The sequence below is a fragment of the Nocardia sp. GTS18 genome (genome assembly GCF_013839555.1).
GTDB lineage: Bacteria > Actinomycetota > Actinomycetes > Mycobacteriales > Mycobacteriaceae > Nocardia > Nocardia rosealba.
Window position 1 is genome coordinate 20,051 of sequence record NZ_JACBIU010000003.1, and the last position, 15,015, is coordinate 35,065.

Below are 15,015 nucleotides of genomic sequence, written 5' to 3' on the forward strand. Positions count from 1 at the left end.
CGATGGCGATACTGCCGCCTCGTCGGCCAGGTGACCGCAGCGTCCCAGGCGCCGATCCGCTTATCGAGATAGCGGCGGTGCCTGGCCGACGTGTGGGCCTGGGCGGAATGTGAAAGCGCGAGAGCGACGTGTCCGAGGTGGCGGTGCCAGTCGGCGGTGTGCTCGCTCGGGTCGCCGCCGCTGCCACTCGTCGACCCAGCAGTGTGGGTGGTGCGTGGGGGCGCCGGGTGTGAGGGTGCCGGGTGTGCGGCGTGGTGGGTTGCGTGATGCAAGGGGAGGGGCGACGGTGGGGGAATGGATGTGTTGCCCGAGGATTTGACTGCTTTGCTCGGGGAGTTCGGGCGTCATCTGCGGCTGGGGCGGAATCGGTCGGCGCATACGGTGCGGGCTTATGTGGGGGATGTGCGGTCTCTGCTCGAGCATGTGTACGCGCGGTCGGCGGATGCGGCGTTGCGGGAACTCGATCTGGGAGTGTTGCGGTCGTGGCTGGCCGAGCTGGCGGCGGGTGGGGCCGCGCGGACGACACTGTCGCGTAGGGCGTCGGCGGCACGGACTTTCACCGCGTGGCTGACCGAGACGGGACGGCTGGATATCGATCCGGGGCTGCGGTTGCAGGCCCCCAAGGCGCACCGTGTGCTGCCTGCGGTGCTCGGGCGTGAGCAGGCGGCGCAGGCGATGGGTGCGGCGGAATCCGGTGCGGCACAGCAGGACCCGATGGCCTTGCGTGACCGGCTGATCGTGGAGCTGCTGTATGCCACCGGCATCCGGGTGAGCGAACTGTGCGGCCTCGACCTCGACGACATCGACCGTGAACGCCAACTCGTCCGGGTACTCGGCAAAGGCAACAAGGAGCGCTCGGTGCCCTTCGGCGCTCCGGCCGAGGCAGCCCTCGTCGCCTGGCTGCGTGCCGGCCGACCCGCCCTGGCCAACGAGCGTTCCGGTCGAGCGCTGTTCCTCGGCCAGCGTGGCCGCCGCCTCGACCAACGCCAGGCGCGGACCGTCGTCCACGAGGTTGTCGCCGCCATCCCCGGTGCCCCCGACATGGGCCCCCACGGCCTGCGCCACACTGCCGCCACCCACCTCCTCGAAGGCGGCGCCGACCTACGCGTGGTCCAGGAACTCCTCGGCCACGCCAGCATGGCAACCACCCAGCTCTACACCCACGTCTCCGTCGAACGCCTCAAACGAGTCCACGACCAAGCTCATCCTCGCGCATGATCGCCACGCCGACGCCACAACCGCGGTGAACGACCATATTCGACCCGATGCTTGGTCTGTCGGTTGCCGACTCAGCCAGATCGGCCGTTGCCGCGAGCGGATACACCTCGACCCGCGTGGTCAACTCGGCGAATACGAGAGGCTGTCGAGGTGACAGCGTGGACCGATCCTCGTCGGCGAGTTGCGGGTCGACGCGGCGGTTGTATGAGGTTGATCGGGGATGGGATGTCGGGGGCGCATGATGGGTGGCGGAGGTGATGGGATGACATTGCCCGAGGTCGGGGCCGAATCCGAGGATGGGGAGGGTGAGGTCGACTATCGGTTCACGCTCGCCAACGAGCGGACTTTTCTGGCGTGGATCAGGACCGCACTCGGCCTGCTCGCCGGCGGCGTCGCGGTGCACACCCTTGTTCAGCCACCGCGATTGGCGGGGTTCGCCGGTGTGATCACGCTGGCCTGTCTGGTGATGTCACTGGCCGTCGCGGTGGGCGCGTATCGGCACTGGCGTCGGGTGAATCGCGCGATGCTGGCAGGTGGGCCGTTGCCGGGCACGGTGCTGGTGCCGGTGCTGTCGGTCGGCGTCGCGGTGATCGCCGTACTCGTCTGTGTGGCGGTCGTACTTTCGTGACCGCGCCGACCCTTGCCATGGAACGCACCGCGCTCGCGTGGCGGCGCACCGCCCTGGGAGCTGCTGCCTGTGCACTGCTTTTCGCGCACGAGGCGACCACCGAGGACGGCATGTGGATCGTTCTTCCCTGCGCCGCCGCCACCGCGGCCGTACTGCTCGCCGGTCTGGGCTGGTATCGCGGTCGGACTCTCGGTCGGGGCCGCTCGGCGGGCGGGCATCGGCTGGTGTCGATCACCACCCTCGTGGTCACGCTGGTCGTCCTCATCGCCGTAGCCGAGGTTCTGCTCGGCAGCCGATACGCATCATGACTCCGATCGAAGAACCGTCACGTCGGGCACCGGAACTCGATCGACGGGTACCGAGCAGGCAATTACAGTCGACTCTCATGACCGCAGGATCACCGGACCAGCCCCTCACCGCGTTGCGGGATCGCCTGCGCACCGCACTGAAGCCCGCGATGAAAGCCAGGGATCGCAGCGCGGTCTCGGCGCTGCGATCAGCCCTGGCCGCGATCGGCAATGCCGAGGCGGTCGACGTCGGCGACGCGAAAGCCGGTGCGCTGGAAGACAGTGCCATCGGCCTCGGCGCCGCCGAAGTCCGCCGCCGGGAACTCACCGAGGACGACATCGTCGAGATCGTCCGCCACGAGATCAACGAAAGACGCATCACCGCAGGGGAATACGACCGCCTCGGTGCTGTGGACCAGCGCGACCAGGTCACCGCGGAAGCCGACGTGCTGAGCGCCTTCCTCTGACGACCGGCCCCGCGTGGGTCAGCTTCCGGTATTGCTCGGCAATGTTCGAAGGTAGCGGTGGGCGAACCAGTGTTGCAGCAGTCGCGCGACCGGCCCGCCCAGGCGGGTGTACCACGCGGCGGGTGTCGAAAACGCGGTGACCAGTCCGTACACCGTGTCGTCGGCCGGGTCGTATTCGACCGCGAACAACTCCTCGCCCCGTTCGGGATGCCCCGGTAACGTGCCGTAGGCGAACCCGCGGCGGTTCGGTTCGTCGAGCACATAAACCACCCGGCACGGCGCATTGATGCCGAGCGGCCCGGCGCCGAGACGAACCGTCAATTCGGTTCCCTCCCTGGCGGTTTCGGAATCGGCGCGCTGAAAGATGCCGACTCCCTTCTGCATCCCGAAGGCGAGGATGTGCGTCCCGGCCCGATCGAACAGTTCGCGACCCCGCCCTATAGGTCGCCGGAGCCGGAACCGGTGGTAACCGGCAGGAAGCGTCGTCGCGCGGGTCGCGCCGACGTCGGGATAGGTGAAGGGCGTTGATTCTGCGGGCACAGTATCGATTGTGGCCGGTATTCCCTGCGGCTCCGTGCCGGGTCGTCGAGGTCACAGTGCCGGGCTCAGCGGTTTGAGGCGTACCGGGACTTCGTGCAGGAGACCCAACGGGTCGATGTATTCGCGACGGCTGTGGATGCTGGATTCGCGGCGGACACCCCAGTGCAGGCAGGCCGGTGCCGGGCAGCCCTCGTGTCCGGCGACCAGGGTGCCGATCGGGGTGCCGCGACCTATCCGGGCTCCCACTTTTACCTGCGCCTGCACCGGCTCATATGTGGTGCGCAGGCCGCCCTCGTGGTCGATCGACACCACAGGTTTCCCGGCGACCGTGCCCGCGAAGACGACGATCCCATCGCCCGCCGCGAGAACCGATTGACCTTCGGCGCCTGCCAGGTCGACCCCGCGATGGCCCGGCAACCAATTGCGCTCCGGCTTGTCGAACCGCCGTTCCACCGTCGGCCGTGGACGCAGCGGCCAGCCGAACGGTCCGGTTTCCACCGCCCCGACCGGCGCCGCCCCACCCGCGACCACCGTCAGCACGAGGACAGCACCCGAAATCCAGGCGTACGGACGAACCCGGCTCGCCATCGTCGAGCGCCTCAGCGATGGGGGCGTGGCGCAGGCACGCGCTGTGGCACCAGCACGCGCACGAGTTCGCGCAACGCGGCAGGCAGGTCGGCCGCCGAACCGCTTCCGCCGCGCACCCGAATCTCGAGCTCCGGCGCGGAACTCCGATCCTTCTCCGGCCGAGCCCGCTGCTGGGCAGGCGCCGCAGACCCGAGGTCGTGCACGGTCACCCGAACCGGAACCGGTGCCGGAACCAGCGCCTCCTTCGGCATCTGGCCGGGCCGCAGAATCGGTGCCTTGCCACAGGAACCGGGCCGCTGCACCGGCACCCGCTCGCTGCCGTCGAGCGGACCTTCGACACCGTCACACCCCGCCGGAATCCCGGTATCAACGCCTCCCTCAGTGCCCGCGGTGGCGCACGGGCTGCCGGCAGCGTCTACCCCGGCAGGCCCTGGCGCGAGCGGCCCCGGCACCACGATCACAACGACGGGCCCAGGTGCGGCTTTCTCACCAGGCGGTGGCGGCGCGGCCGGTACAGATCCCGGTGCCGCCGCTCGAGACGGTGGGGAAACGACCTCTCGGTCGCCCGGTGGCTGCGCGAGGACGGCACACACCGGGGCGGGATGACCGGCCGCCGGCGCCGCTACACCCACCGCGCAGAGGAGGGGAAAGGTGGTGATCAGGACACGCGTCAATGTGTTCATGGCACAACTGTCGACCGCACAATCCCTGAGCGGGACAACGATTTCCCGATTGTGGACAACTTCGGCACATGTGGATATCGCGCACTTCACGACGGAAATCCCCGGTCGGCGAGCGGGGGCGATTTCGGCCCTGGCCCGTCGCCGCGTAGACTGAACGAGCGGTTTGTGCTCAGCAGCAACACGTGTGCACGGCACGGACCGACTTCGCGCGCCACCCGTGCTCGTCCATCCGGTCGTCGCTCGCAACGCAGACGGTCCGCGAGGGCATGTCAGCGCGAGTTCTCCAGCGGATGAACAGTGAAATCGCCGGCTGGTCCCGATCGGGTCCGGTGGTTTCGGTGGCGCCAGGGCAGTCGATCGCCGATCGGCTGCGTCAACCGGCAACGAAAGAGGGTACGGGAGCTATGGCTGTCGTAACTATGAAGCAGCTGCTCGACAGCGGCGCGCACTTCGGGCACCAGACTCGTCGGTGGAACCCGAAGATGAAGCGGTTCATCTTCACCGACCGCAACGGCATCTACATCATCGACCTGCAGCAGACGCTGACCTACATCGACAAGGCCTACGAGTTCGTCAAGGAGACCGTCGCCCACGGTGGCACCGTTCTCTTCGTCGGCACCAAGAAGCAGGCCCAGGAGTCGATCGCGGCCGAGGCGACTCGCGTCGGTATGCCCTACGTCAACCAGCGCTGGCTGGGTGGCATGCTCACCAACTTCTCGACCGTCCACAAGCGCCTGCAGCGCCTGAAGGAGCTCGAGGCCATGGAGCAGACCGGTGGCTTCGAGGGTCGCACCAAGAAGGAAATCCTCATGCTCACGCGTGAGATGACCAAGCTGGATCGCACCCTCGGTGGTATCCGCGACATGGCCAAGGTGCCCTCGGCCATCTGGGTCGTCGACACCAACAAGGAGCACATCGCCGTCGGCGAGGCTCGCAAGCTGAACATCCCGGTCATCGCGATCCTGGACACCAACTGCGATCCCGACCTGGTCGACTACCCGATCCCGGGTAACGACGACGCGATCCGTTCCGCCGCTCTGCTCACCAAGGTCGTCGCCTCCGCGGTGGCCGAGGGCGTGCAGGCCCGCGCGGGCCGCGCTTCCGGCGATTCGAAGCCCGAAGCCGGTGCCGGCGAGCCCCTCGCCGAGTGGGAGCAGGAGCTGCTGGCTCAGGCGACCCCGGCCGCTGAAGCCCCCGCCGCCGAGGCCCCGGCCGCCGAGACCCCGGCCGAAGCCGCTGCCGAGGTGAAGGCCGACCCGGCCCAGCACACTCCGGCCGACTTCTGAGCTGATCGGTAGCACACTGTTCACCTTGCCGACCCGTCTGAATTCAGACGAGGTCGGCAAGGTGGCGTAAATACCGAACGAACAACTGCCTGGCCCGGCCGAGACATCAGCTCTGCTCTGGTTTCTCGGCCGCCTCGATCTGGACTGACCAGAGGGTGCGACGAAGGAGCGCCCGCCGGGAGGGAAGATCGAGGCCCCCAGGGCCGAGAAACCCGCGGCGCCAGCCGCCATAGACACAGGAGGCTCGCCCCCGATGGCGAACTACACCGCTGCTGATGTGAAGCGGCTCCGGGAGCTCACCGGCTCCGGCATGATGGACTGCAAGAACGCGCTGGCCGAGTCCGACGGCGACTTCGACAAGGCCGTCGAGGTCCTGCGCATCAAGGGCGCCAAGGATGTCGGCAAGCGTGCCGAGCGCGCCACCGCCGAGGGTCTGGTCATCGCCAAGGACGGCGTCATGATCGAGATCAACTCCGAGACCGACTTCGTCGCCAAGAACGCCGAGTTCCAGGAGCTGGCCGACGCGATCGTCACCGCGGCCGCCGCTGCCAAGCCGGCCGACCTGGATGCCCTCAAGGCGCTGAAGCTGGACAACAGCACCGTCGACGAGGCCGTGCAGGCGCTGGCCGCCAAGATCGGCGAGAAGCTGGAACTGCGTCGCGTCGTGTCCTTCGACGGCCCGGTCGCCACCTACCTGCACAAGCGTGCCTCGGACCTGCCGCCCGCCGTCGGCGTGCTGGTCGAGTACGAGGGTTCCGGTGACGCCGCCGCCGAGGCCGCTCGTGCCGCGGGCATGCAGGTCGCCGCGCTCAAGGCCAAGTACCTCACCCGCGACGAGGTGCCCGCCGAGACCGTCGAGAACGAGCGCCGCATCGCCGAGCAGACCGCGCGCGAAGAGGGCAAGCCCGACGCCGCACTGCCGAAGATCGTCGAAGGCCGCGTCAACGGCTTCTTCAAGGATGTCGTCCTGCTCGAGCAGGCCGCCGTCACCGACTCCAAGAAGACCGTCAAGGCTCTTCTGGAGGACGCCGGCGTGACCGTGAAGCGTTTCGCGCGCTTCGAGGTCGGCCAGGCCTGATCAGGCCGACCGACGCCCCCGATGCGCTCAGCATCGGGGGCGTTTTGCCGTGCGCCGCCGACGCGCGGACCGATCCGGCGCGGGCCGCGCGCGAGGGGGTCTTGTGTGGTGGCGGTAACCGGATAAGGCAGGATGGATGCCGCTCTGCCTTGCTGTGCGGCCTGCTCCGCGCGCCCGCAGTTCGAACCGATCTCACCTCGCCGAAGGAGACGAACACCCATGACCGACCCGGGTAACGACCGCCCTGGATATCGCCGGGTGCTGCTGAAGCTGGGTGGGGAGATGTTCGGTGGCGGTGGTGTCGGGCTCGATCCCGATGTCGTGCAGACCGTGGCCGAGCAGATCGCCGAGATCGTCGAGACAGGCGTCCAGGTGGCCGTGGTGATCGGCGGCGGCAACTTCTTCCGCGGCGCCGAGCTCGAGGAGCGCGGCATGGAACGCGCCCGCTCCGACTACATGGGCATGCTCGGCACCGTGATGAACAGCCTTGCGCTACAAGACTTTCTGCAGCAGCAGGGGGTGGATACGCGCGTGCAGACCGCCATCACGATGGGCCAGGTCGCCGAGCCGTACCTCCCGCTGCGCGCCAAGCGTCACCTGGAGAAGGGTCGCGTGGTGATCTTCGGTGCGGGCATGGGCATGCCCTACTTCTCCACCGACACGACCGCGGCCCAGCGTGCGCTCGAGATCGGCGCCGACGTGGTGCTGATGGCCAAGGCCGTCGACGGCGTGTTCGACGCCGACCCGCGCGTGGACGACAACGCCAGCATGTTCACCGAGATCACCCACAAGGAAGTGATCGAGAAGGGTCTGAAGGTGGCCGATGCCACCGCTTTCAGCCTTTGCATGGACAACCAGATGCCGATGCTGGTGTTCAATCTGTTGATCAAGGGCAATATTGCTCGTGCGGTCGCCGGTGAACCCATCGGCACCTTGGTTCGGTCCTGACCCCGCACTCGCGGACGATGACGATGACGACGCTGTGGAGGAACCGGTCGTGATTGATGAAGCGCTCTTCGATGCCGAGGAGAAAATGGAGAAGGCCGTCTCGGTAGCGAAGGACGATCTGGGCAGCATCCGCACCGGGCGCGCCAACCCGGGCATGTTCACCCGGGTCCTGGTCGACTACTACGGCACGCCGACGCCGATCACCCAGATGTCCAGCATCTCCGTGCCCGAGCCGCGCATGGTGGTGATCAAGCCGTACGAGCAGAGCCAGCTCGGTCCGATCGAGAACGCCATCCGCAACTCCGATCTCGGCGTGAACCCCACCAACAACGGTGACATCCTGCGCATCACGATCCCGCAGCTCACCGAGGAGCGGCGCCGCGAGATGGTGAAGATGGCCAAGGGCAAGGGCGAGGACGCCAAGGTCTCGATCCGCAACGTCCGTCGCAAGGCGATGGAAGAACTGGGCCGGATCCAGAAAGATGGTGAAGCGGGCGAGGACGAGGTCGGGCGCGCCGAGAAGGAGCTCGACAAGACCACCGCCAAGTACGTGGGCCAGATCGACGAGCTGGTCAAGCACAAGGAAGCCGAACTGCTCGAGGTCTGAGCGCAGATCTCGCCAGTCCCGCTCGTGCGGGGGATGAACGGAACGACGAGTTGAGCGACGGGACAATCGTGGCCGAAGACGCCGCCGCCACAGGTGCGGCACCGGAACCGGAATCGCCGCCGGACACGGTCGAGCCGACCGGCGCGGCCGCGGCAGGGGACGAACCCGGCGCGGCCGTGCCGCAGGAACAGCCGCAGGCTCCGGCCTCGCGGGCGGGTCGCAACCTGCCCGCGGCGCTGGCGGTCGGCTTGGGCCTCGGGTTGTCGCTGATCGCGATCCTGTTGTTCGTTCCGAAGGTGTTCATCGGCGTCGCCGGTGTCGGTGTCGGCGTGGCCATGTGGGAGGTCACCAAGCGGCTGCGCGAAGCCGACGTCCTGGTGCCGCGCATCCCGTTGCTCGTCGGCGGCCAGGCGGTGTTCTGGCTCGGCTGGCCGTGGGGCGCGAGCGGGGTGCTCGGCGCGTTCGCCGCGACGGCGTTGACCTGCATGGTCTGGCGCCTGTTCGATCACGGCCTGAGCACCGCGCCACGGAACTTCCTGCGCGACACCGCGATCGCGATCTTCACGCTGTCCTGGATCCCACTGCTCGCGGCGTTCTCGACGCTGCTGCTGCTCGAACCCGACGGCAACCTGCGGGTGCTCACGTTCATGATCCTCGTCGTCTGCTCCGATGTCGGCGGTTACGTCGCAGGCGTGCTGTTCGGCAGGCATCCGATGGTGCCCGCGATCAGCCCGAAGAAGTCGTGGGAAGGGTTCTGCGGTTCATTGGTGTTCAGCGTGATCGGTGGTCTGCTCACCGTCACGCTGCTGCTCGAGGCCAACTCGATGATCGGTGTGGTGCTCGGTGTCGGCCTGGTGGTCGTAGCGACCCTCGGCGACCTGATCGAATCGCAGATCAAGCGTGAACTCGGTATCAAGGACATGGGCACGCTGCTGCCCGGACACGGCGGGATAATGGACCGGCTCGACTCGATGCTGCCCTCGGCGTTCGTGTCGTGGCTGGTACTCAGCGCGTTGGTCTGAGGCGCTCAGGGTTGCCGGGCGGCATGGCGTAACTGCAGGATGCGGATGCCGCCGACCAGCCCCATCACCAGTGCGCCGAGGATCACCGACAGCAGCACCATGATTCCCAGCGGTAGCGAGAAGCTCCAGAACAGCAGCGTCACCTGCACCTTGTCGAGATTCTGCAGGATGAAGATCAGCAGGACGATCCCGAAGATCGCGGCAGCGAGCAACGCCATCCACGTGTAGCCGGTGCGCGACCGCACCAGCGCGTCCGGCTTCGGTCGTTTGACGGGTGCGTGCGTGGCAGGCGCATGCTCGGGTTCCCGGCCGGCGGTGGGCTCGGCCTCAGGCTCGCGCGCCGGTGGCGTGCCTGATTCTGCGTTCGTGGACATACCTCGATCATGGCCGACCGCTATCACCGCTGCACGCATCTTCTCGATAACGGCGCCCGGCGTGGCGGCCCGGTCGCGGCGTTTGGGACAATGGAGGAATTATGGCCACCTCCCTGCCCCTTGTGTTCGATGCCCCGCGTCGCGGTATGCCGCCGCGCCACCTCGCCGATCTCGACGCGGACGAGCGCAAGGCCGCGGTGCAGGAGCTGGGCCTGCCGAAGTTCCGCGCCGATCAGCTGGCCCGCCAGTACTACGGCCGCCTGCAGTCCGATCCGGCGCAGATGACGGATCTGCCCGCCGACGTGCGCGAGAAGGTGGGCGAGACGCTGTTCCCGCCGCTGCTCGACGTGGTGCGTCACCTGGCCTGCGACGAGGGCGACACCCGCAAGACACTCTGGCGCGCACACGACGGCACACTGCTCGAGAGCGTGCTCATGCGCTACCCCGACCGCAACACGCTGTGCATCTCCAGCCAGGCGGGCTGTGGCATGGCGTGCCCGTTCTGTGCGACCGGGCAGGCGGGGCTCACCCGCAATCTGTCGACCGCCGAGATCGTCGACCAGGTGCGGGCCGCGGCCGCCGCCCTGCGCGACGGCGAGGTACACGGCGGGCCGGGCCGCCTGTCCAACATCGTGTTCATGGGCATGGGTGAACCTTTAGCTAACTATCGTCGAGTAGTGTCAGCTGTCCGGCGTATTACGTCACCTTCGCCGGATGGTTTCGGCATCTCCCAGCGCAACGTAGTTGTCTCGACTGTTGGCCTGGCCCCTGCTATTCGTAAGCTCGCGGACGAAGATCTCTCGGTGACTTTGGCTGTCTCCCTGCACACTCCGGACGACGAGTTGCGAGACACGTTGGTGCCGGTCAACAATCGCTGGCCGGTCGCCGAAGTCCTGGATGCCGCACGGTATTACGCCGACAAGTCGGGCCGTCGCGTCTCGATCGAGTACGCCCTCATCCGGGATGTTAACGACCAGCCCTGGCGTGCGGACATGCTCGGCAAGAAGCTGCACAAGGCATTGGGGTCCCGAGTGCACGTCAACGTCATCCCGCTCAACCCCACCCCCGGCAGCAAATGGGATGCCGCCCCCAAGCCGGTCGAACGCGAATTCGTCCGCCGCGTGAACGAGCAGGGCGTGCCCTGCACGGTCCGCGACACCCGCGGTCAGGAGATCGCCGCAGCCTGCGGCCAACTCGCCGCGGAGGGCTAGCGCGCGACGGCGCTAGGGGCATCTTGGGCCGGGACGTAGCAGTGGTGGTGCCTGCCTGTAGATCCAAACGGAATCGGAGCATCACGGGCCCGCCCCGTTGAAACGGGGAACCGGAACCTGCTGGCAGGTGATGGTCCGGCTCGAATGTCTCTGCAGGCAGTTAATCCGTTCGATCTCATTCCAACCTGGCAATTAGGCGCCCGTAGTGAGATCGCGGCAGCATGATGACGATTGGTTGTGTGGAGGAGCGAGGGTTGCGCGAGCGCCCCAGCCGCCCCCTCCATTCCGTGGCATCCAAATGGATACAAGCGCAGCCTTGTTGGGCTGGCCATTACTGGCCCGCGCCATCTGACCGTTAGACGTACGTCTGAAGCAAGTTATTCGAGGAAGTCCAACGACATGTAAAGCCCAGGCTGTGCTGTTCCTTGTTGTCTCCTAAGATTAGGCCGAGACGACACGGAACGAGGAGGTGCCCGCGTGTCCTTGGCGGCCCAGCCGAACGCAAGCAGCGGTGCCCCCGAACTCACCGACGTTCCTGTCCCCGTCGCGTCCGGCTCACCAGCCCCGGCACTCCCCGGTTCTCCCGTGCCCCCGGGCCACCGCATCTACTTCTATTCGCCCGACGAATGGGAAGTCTTCATCGCCGAGTGGGCAACCGGAGTCGCCACCTCGTATCGACAAATCAAGCAGCTCGGGGGATCCGGAGACCGAGGAGTGGACGTCGCCGCGTTCAAGACCGACCGCGGCCTTGAAGGCGCATGGGACTGCTTCCAGGCCAAGCACTACGACGGATCGCTCACCTTATCGGACGCATTCCCCGAAATGTTGAAGATCTTCTACGGCGTCGTGGATACCTATTACCGTCTGCCGGACAGATATGTGTTTGTCGCACCGCGGGGGTGCGGTCCGACGCTAAATCGTCTCCTGAGCAAGCCTACGGAGCTCCGAAAGAAGTTCCTTGAGCTGCTCGATGCCAGAGGTGCCGCTACGCGGCAGTACGACGAACAAACGCTGCAGTCCATCCGTGAACTCGCCGAGTCCTCCAGCTTCTCGATCTTCCAGTCACTTGAGCTCAACGAGATGCTCGATGTACATCGCGATACCCCGTACTACGCCGTCAGATTCGGGACATCCCTGCCTGCGCGGCCTCCCGTCGGTGAGACCCCGGAGGCTCCGGCACCGGACGAAGCGAGCTATGTCAAGAAGCTCGTGGACGTCTACAACGAGCAGGACCCCGCATCCTGCTCCGATGCTGGCTCGGTTGCCGCGCACGCGACGTACGGTCCGCATCTCCAAAGGCAGCGAGAGGCGTTCTACTCCGCTGAGGCGCTGCGCCTTTACGCCAGGGACTCCGTGCCAGACGGCACGTTCGAGCTCCTCCAAGACGACGTCTACGCTGGCGTCATCGACACGGCAGACGCGAACCATGCCAGCGGCCTTGACCGACTCCGAGCTGTCCTCACGCAGTCTGGCCAACTCGATCTGGGCGCCCACGCGCTCATCTCGGTTTCAAAGCTCCAGGACCGGCAAGGCATCTGCCACCAGCTTGCTAACGCCGAGAAACTGACGTGGGTGGCCGCTGATGAGTAACCCCCTCAACAGCCCTCTCGAAGTCGGGATGCGAGCCCTGATGATCCTGGTAGAAGCTTTTCCCGCACATCTTGACATCAATCGACTGGTGCTCCTTGACCACGGGCTACTCCACAGCGCCGACCTCGATGGCCCCGAGAGCCTCCACCCGCCAATCCCGGTACGAGTCGGCGAACTCGGAGTGAAACGACAGCACATCGAAGACGGTCTCCACGTCATGATCCGGGCGGGTCTCGTGGAGATGTCCGCTGAAGAAAGTGGTATCGAGTTCTGGGCGAGCGAGAGCTCGGAGAGCTTTCTGAGACTCTTTGAAAGCGACTACGCGCACGCCCTGCACGACCGAGCGCACTGGGTCGTTGAGGAGCTCGGTGCCGTTGATGACGCGCTCCTGCGTGAGCGCATGAGAGAGATCTCCTCTCACTGGTCCGAAGAGTTCGAGGTCATCCAGCACGAGAGCGGGGGCGAAATCTGATGGGGCGACTCACGCTTTTGCACCTGACGTTTACCGGCACGAATGCCGCGCCGGCCTCGGTCGACTTCAGCCCACAAGTCACCGTCATCCACGGCCCCTCAGACACGGGCAAGTCGTTCATCGTCGACGCGATCGACTTCGTCTTCGGAGCCAAAGAACTCAAGGAGATCCCCGAACGAGAGGGGTATAGCCGAGTCCTGCTCGGACTCGAACTCGGCAACGGCGAACAAATCACGCTCGCACGCTCGGTGGAGGGCGGTGGGGTCTCCGTCTACCGAGCCGATATCCGCGTCGAGCCCTCAACTCCTGCGGATGAGACGCTCGCGGCGAAGCACAGCGCGGCGAACACGAAGAACATCTCTCGGTTCCTCCTCGATCAAGTCGGCCTCGACGAGAAGCAGGTGAGGAAGAACGCGCGCAACGAGACCAACATGCTCAGCTTCCGCGACCTGACCCGCCTGTGCCTCATCGGGGAGACGGAGATGCAGGCCGAGGAACCCCCCGGCCTCAGCGGCAACCCGGTTAACAAGACCAAGGAGGTTTCAGTCCTCAAGCTTCTCCTGGTAGGCGAAGATGACTCCGCACTGACGGCGGTGCCCTCAGCGCAAGAACAGAAGCGGCTGCGCGGCGCCCGGCAGGAAGTCGTTGAGAGGATGCTCAGCCAACTTGAGTCACAGCTCCAAGACGTTGCTGAGCTAGCAGAGCTCACGACACAGCTCGGCAAGCTCAACCACACGATCGACGAGCACAGCACAATGATCGGCAGCCTCACAGAACAGCGAGGTCAACTGCTCCGGCAGCACAACAAACTTCAATTGGCAGACAGCGCCCAGCGGTCGGAATACTCAGATGCAGCGGCGCTCAGGCAGCGATTCACGCTCTTGCAGAAGCAGTACGAGAGCGATTTGGCACGCCTTGAGATGGTGGCGGAAGCCGGGAATTTGCTCGGATACTTCCGCCGCGGTACCTGTGTGTTTTGCGGTGCGGAGCCATCCAGCCAGCATCTCAACCTGGACTGCGAAGGAGACACGACCAGCTTTGGAGCCTCTGTGTCCTCCGAGACTCGGAGGACACAGGGCCTTCTCGAGGACCTCCGCGTCACGATCGAGAGCTTGGACACACGAACCGAGCACCTTCGCACATCGATCAGAACGGCGCGTAGAGACGCCGTGGCGCTGCAGAAGAGCATTGAGAAGCTCGACGTGACGATGAACCCCGAGACGGGTAATCTCCGCGACCTTCTCACTAAACGCAGTGAGATCGAGAAGCACATGGGTCTCTACGAGCAGGTCAAGACGCTTGAGGAAATGATTCGACGAATCGCTAACGAGACTGAAGCGGAGGTGGCAACAGCGGTCGCGGGCCTTAGCCTCACCGCCGTGCGAGAATTATCGACTGAGATTTCCAGGCGCCTCGCCGAATGGGACTATCCGTCTGCGGCGTCTGTGCGCTACGACCGAAACGAGCTCGACATTGTCGCCGGCGATCAACGGCGCTCGGCTCACGGTAAGGGCGTGCGTGCGGTCCTGCACGCAGCCTTCACGCTCGCCCTCGCCCAGTACTGCTTTGATCGGGAGCTGCCACACCCGGGATTCGTCGTGCTCGACTCACCCCTCGTCACCTACCGGCCGCCAGATCAGCCGACAGGGGGCGATGAGCCACCAGAGGGTGTTGTCCGCGCGTTTTACCGCGATATCCAGGACAACTTTGACGGTCAAGTCATTGTTATGGAGAACACCGATCCACTGGATCCGCTCGGGGCCGACGCCCTCGACATCCCCTTCACGAAGAGCGTCAACGTCGGACGGTACGGCTTCATGCCCGCTGTGGCCGACGAGAGGCCAGCCGACACCTTGGCGATCGATAGCTGATTGCGGGGTTCACTGCTTACCGTTCCTGGTCATGGGTGTCCCGCAGGATGTCGCCAGCTCGCTGTAGATGTGTGCCTCCGACGTACTCGCTCCATCCTCCGGCAGCAATTACGTCCACGACTACATCTCCCGATTGGACGCGGGT

17 protein-coding genes are annotated in these 15,015 nt (G+C 65.9%); 13 read left to right on the plus strand and 4 right to left on the minus strand.

Annotated features, from left to right (window positions below; genetic code table 11):
• The first annotated feature begins 294 nt into the window (after nt 1-294).
• The 4 genes from HYG95_RS04895 (at nt 295) to HYG95_RS04910 (ending at nt 2,600) form a co-directional block, all read left to right on the plus strand.
• Entirely contained in the window at nt 295-1,218 is a 924-nt protein-coding gene (locus HYG95_RS04895; protein WP_181696818.1) for a tyrosine recombinase XerC, read from the plus strand.
• 262 nt (nt 1,219-1,480) lie between these two features.
• Entirely contained in the window at nt 1,481-1,846 is a 366-nt protein-coding gene (locus HYG95_RS04900; protein ID WP_067636537.1) for a YidH family protein, read from the plus strand.
• Nucleotides 1,843-2,154: a DUF202 domain-containing protein gene (locus HYG95_RS04905; RefSeq protein WP_181696819.1), complete on the plus strand. Its 312-nt coding sequence runs from the start codon at nt 1,843-1,845 to the stop codon at nt 2,152-2,154. The genes HYG95_RS04900 and HYG95_RS04905 overlap by 4 nt, the downstream gene beginning before the upstream one ends.
• Before the next feature lie 77 nt (nt 2,155-2,231).
• Complete coding sequence (locus HYG95_RS04910) at nt 2,232-2,600, plus strand: GatB/YqeY domain-containing protein (RefSeq protein WP_181696820.1); 369 nt, start codon at nt 2,232-2,234, stop codon at nt 2,598-2,600.
• Nucleotides 2,601-2,618: 18 nt separating this feature from the next.
• Here HYG95_RS04910 and HYG95_RS04915 read toward each other — a convergent pair whose 3' ends face one another.
• The 3 genes from HYG95_RS04915 to HYG95_RS04925 are packed head-to-tail and all read right to left on the minus strand — an operon-like array spanning nt 2,619 to nt 3,979.
• Nucleotides 2,619-3,149 carry a DUF1990 domain-containing protein gene (locus HYG95_RS04915; protein WP_181697011.1) on the minus strand — a complete coding sequence of 177 codons (531 nt, stop codon included), beginning with the start codon at nt 3,147-3,149 and terminating at the stop codon, nt 2,619-2,621.
• A 42-nt stretch (nt 3,150-3,191) separates the two neighbouring features.
• Nucleotides 3,192-3,728 carry a M23 family metallopeptidase gene (locus HYG95_RS04920; protein ID WP_181696821.1) on the minus strand — a complete coding sequence of 179 codons (537 nt, stop codon included), beginning with the start codon at nt 3,726-3,728 and terminating at the stop codon, nt 3,192-3,194.
• Between the two features lie 11 nt (nt 3,729-3,739).
• A complete protein-coding gene (locus tag HYG95_RS04925; RefSeq protein ID WP_181696822.1) occupies nt 3,740-3,979 on the minus strand; it encodes a hypothetical protein in 240 nt (79 codons plus the stop codon).
• Nucleotides 3,980-4,815: 836 nt separating this feature from the next.
• Here HYG95_RS04925 and rpsB point away from each other — a divergent pair.
• From rpsB to HYG95_RS04950, 5 genes are all read left to right on the plus strand, one after another.
• On the plus strand, nt 4,816-5,697 hold the full coding sequence (rpsB, locus tag HYG95_RS04930) for a 30S ribosomal protein S2 (RefSeq protein WP_067496258.1): 882 nt from the start codon (nt 4,816-4,818) through the stop codon (nt 5,695-5,697).
• 253 nt (nt 5,698-5,950) lie between these two features.
• Nucleotides 5,951-6,775: a translation elongation factor Ts gene (gene tsf / locus HYG95_RS04935; RefSeq protein ID WP_181696823.1), complete on the plus strand. Its 825-nt coding sequence runs from the start codon at nt 5,951-5,953 to the stop codon at nt 6,773-6,775.
• A gap of 219 nt (nt 6,776-6,994) precedes the next feature.
• The gene (pyrH, locus tag HYG95_RS04940; RefSeq protein ID WP_067636525.1) at nt 6,995-7,723 is read left to right on the plus strand and encodes a UMP kinase; all 729 of its coding nucleotides are present in this window, start codon (nt 6,995-6,997) and stop codon (nt 7,721-7,723) included.
• Nucleotides 7,724-7,772: 49 nt separating this feature from the next.
• Nucleotides 7,773-8,330 carry a ribosome recycling factor gene (gene frr / locus HYG95_RS04945; RefSeq protein WP_181696824.1) on the plus strand — a complete coding sequence of 186 codons (558 nt, stop codon included), beginning with the start codon at nt 7,773-7,775 and terminating at the stop codon, nt 8,328-8,330.
• Nucleotides 8,331-8,506: 176 nt separating this feature from the next.
• Complete coding sequence (locus tag HYG95_RS04950) at nt 8,507-9,352, plus strand: phosphatidate cytidylyltransferase (RefSeq protein WP_225280801.1); 846 nt, start codon at nt 8,507-8,509, stop codon at nt 9,350-9,352.
• Between the two features lie 5 nt (nt 9,353-9,357).
• Here the strand turns inward: HYG95_RS04950 and HYG95_RS04955 are convergent, their stop codons facing one another.
• Nucleotides 9,358-9,726, minus strand: coding sequence for a lipopolysaccharide assembly LapA domain-containing protein (locus tag HYG95_RS04955; protein ID WP_181696825.1), 369 nt, complete (start codon nt 9,724-9,726; stop codon nt 9,358-9,360).
• Nucleotides 9,727-9,827: 101 nt separating this feature from the next.
• Between HYG95_RS04955 and rlmN the strand changes: the two genes are divergently transcribed.
• The 4 genes from rlmN to HYG95_RS04975 all read left to right on the plus strand — a co-directional run bounded on the left by rlmN (nt 9,828) and on the right by HYG95_RS04975 (nt 14,870).
• Nucleotides 9,828-10,937: a 23S rRNA (adenine(2503)-C(2))-methyltransferase RlmN gene (rlmN, locus tag HYG95_RS04960; protein ID WP_181696826.1), complete on the plus strand. Its 1,110-nt coding sequence runs from the start codon at nt 9,828-9,830 to the stop codon at nt 10,935-10,937.
• A gap of 477 nt (nt 10,938-11,414) precedes the next feature.
• Nucleotides 11,415-12,527, plus strand: a complete 1,113-nt coding sequence (locus tag HYG95_RS04965; RefSeq protein ID WP_181696827.1) for an ABC-three component system protein — start codon at nt 11,415-11,417, stop codon at nt 12,525-12,527.
• Entirely contained in the window at nt 12,520-12,999 is a 480-nt protein-coding gene (locus tag HYG95_RS04970; protein ID WP_181696828.1) for an ABC-three component system middle component 2, read from the plus strand. Before HYG95_RS04965 ends, HYG95_RS04970 begins: the two co-directional genes overlap by 8 nt.
• Entirely contained in the window at nt 12,999-14,870 is a 1,872-nt protein-coding gene (locus HYG95_RS04975) for an AAA family ATPase (protein WP_181696829.1), read from the plus strand. Before HYG95_RS04970 ends, HYG95_RS04975 begins: the two co-directional genes overlap by 1 nt.
• Nucleotides 14,871-15,015 lie beyond the last annotated feature (145 nt).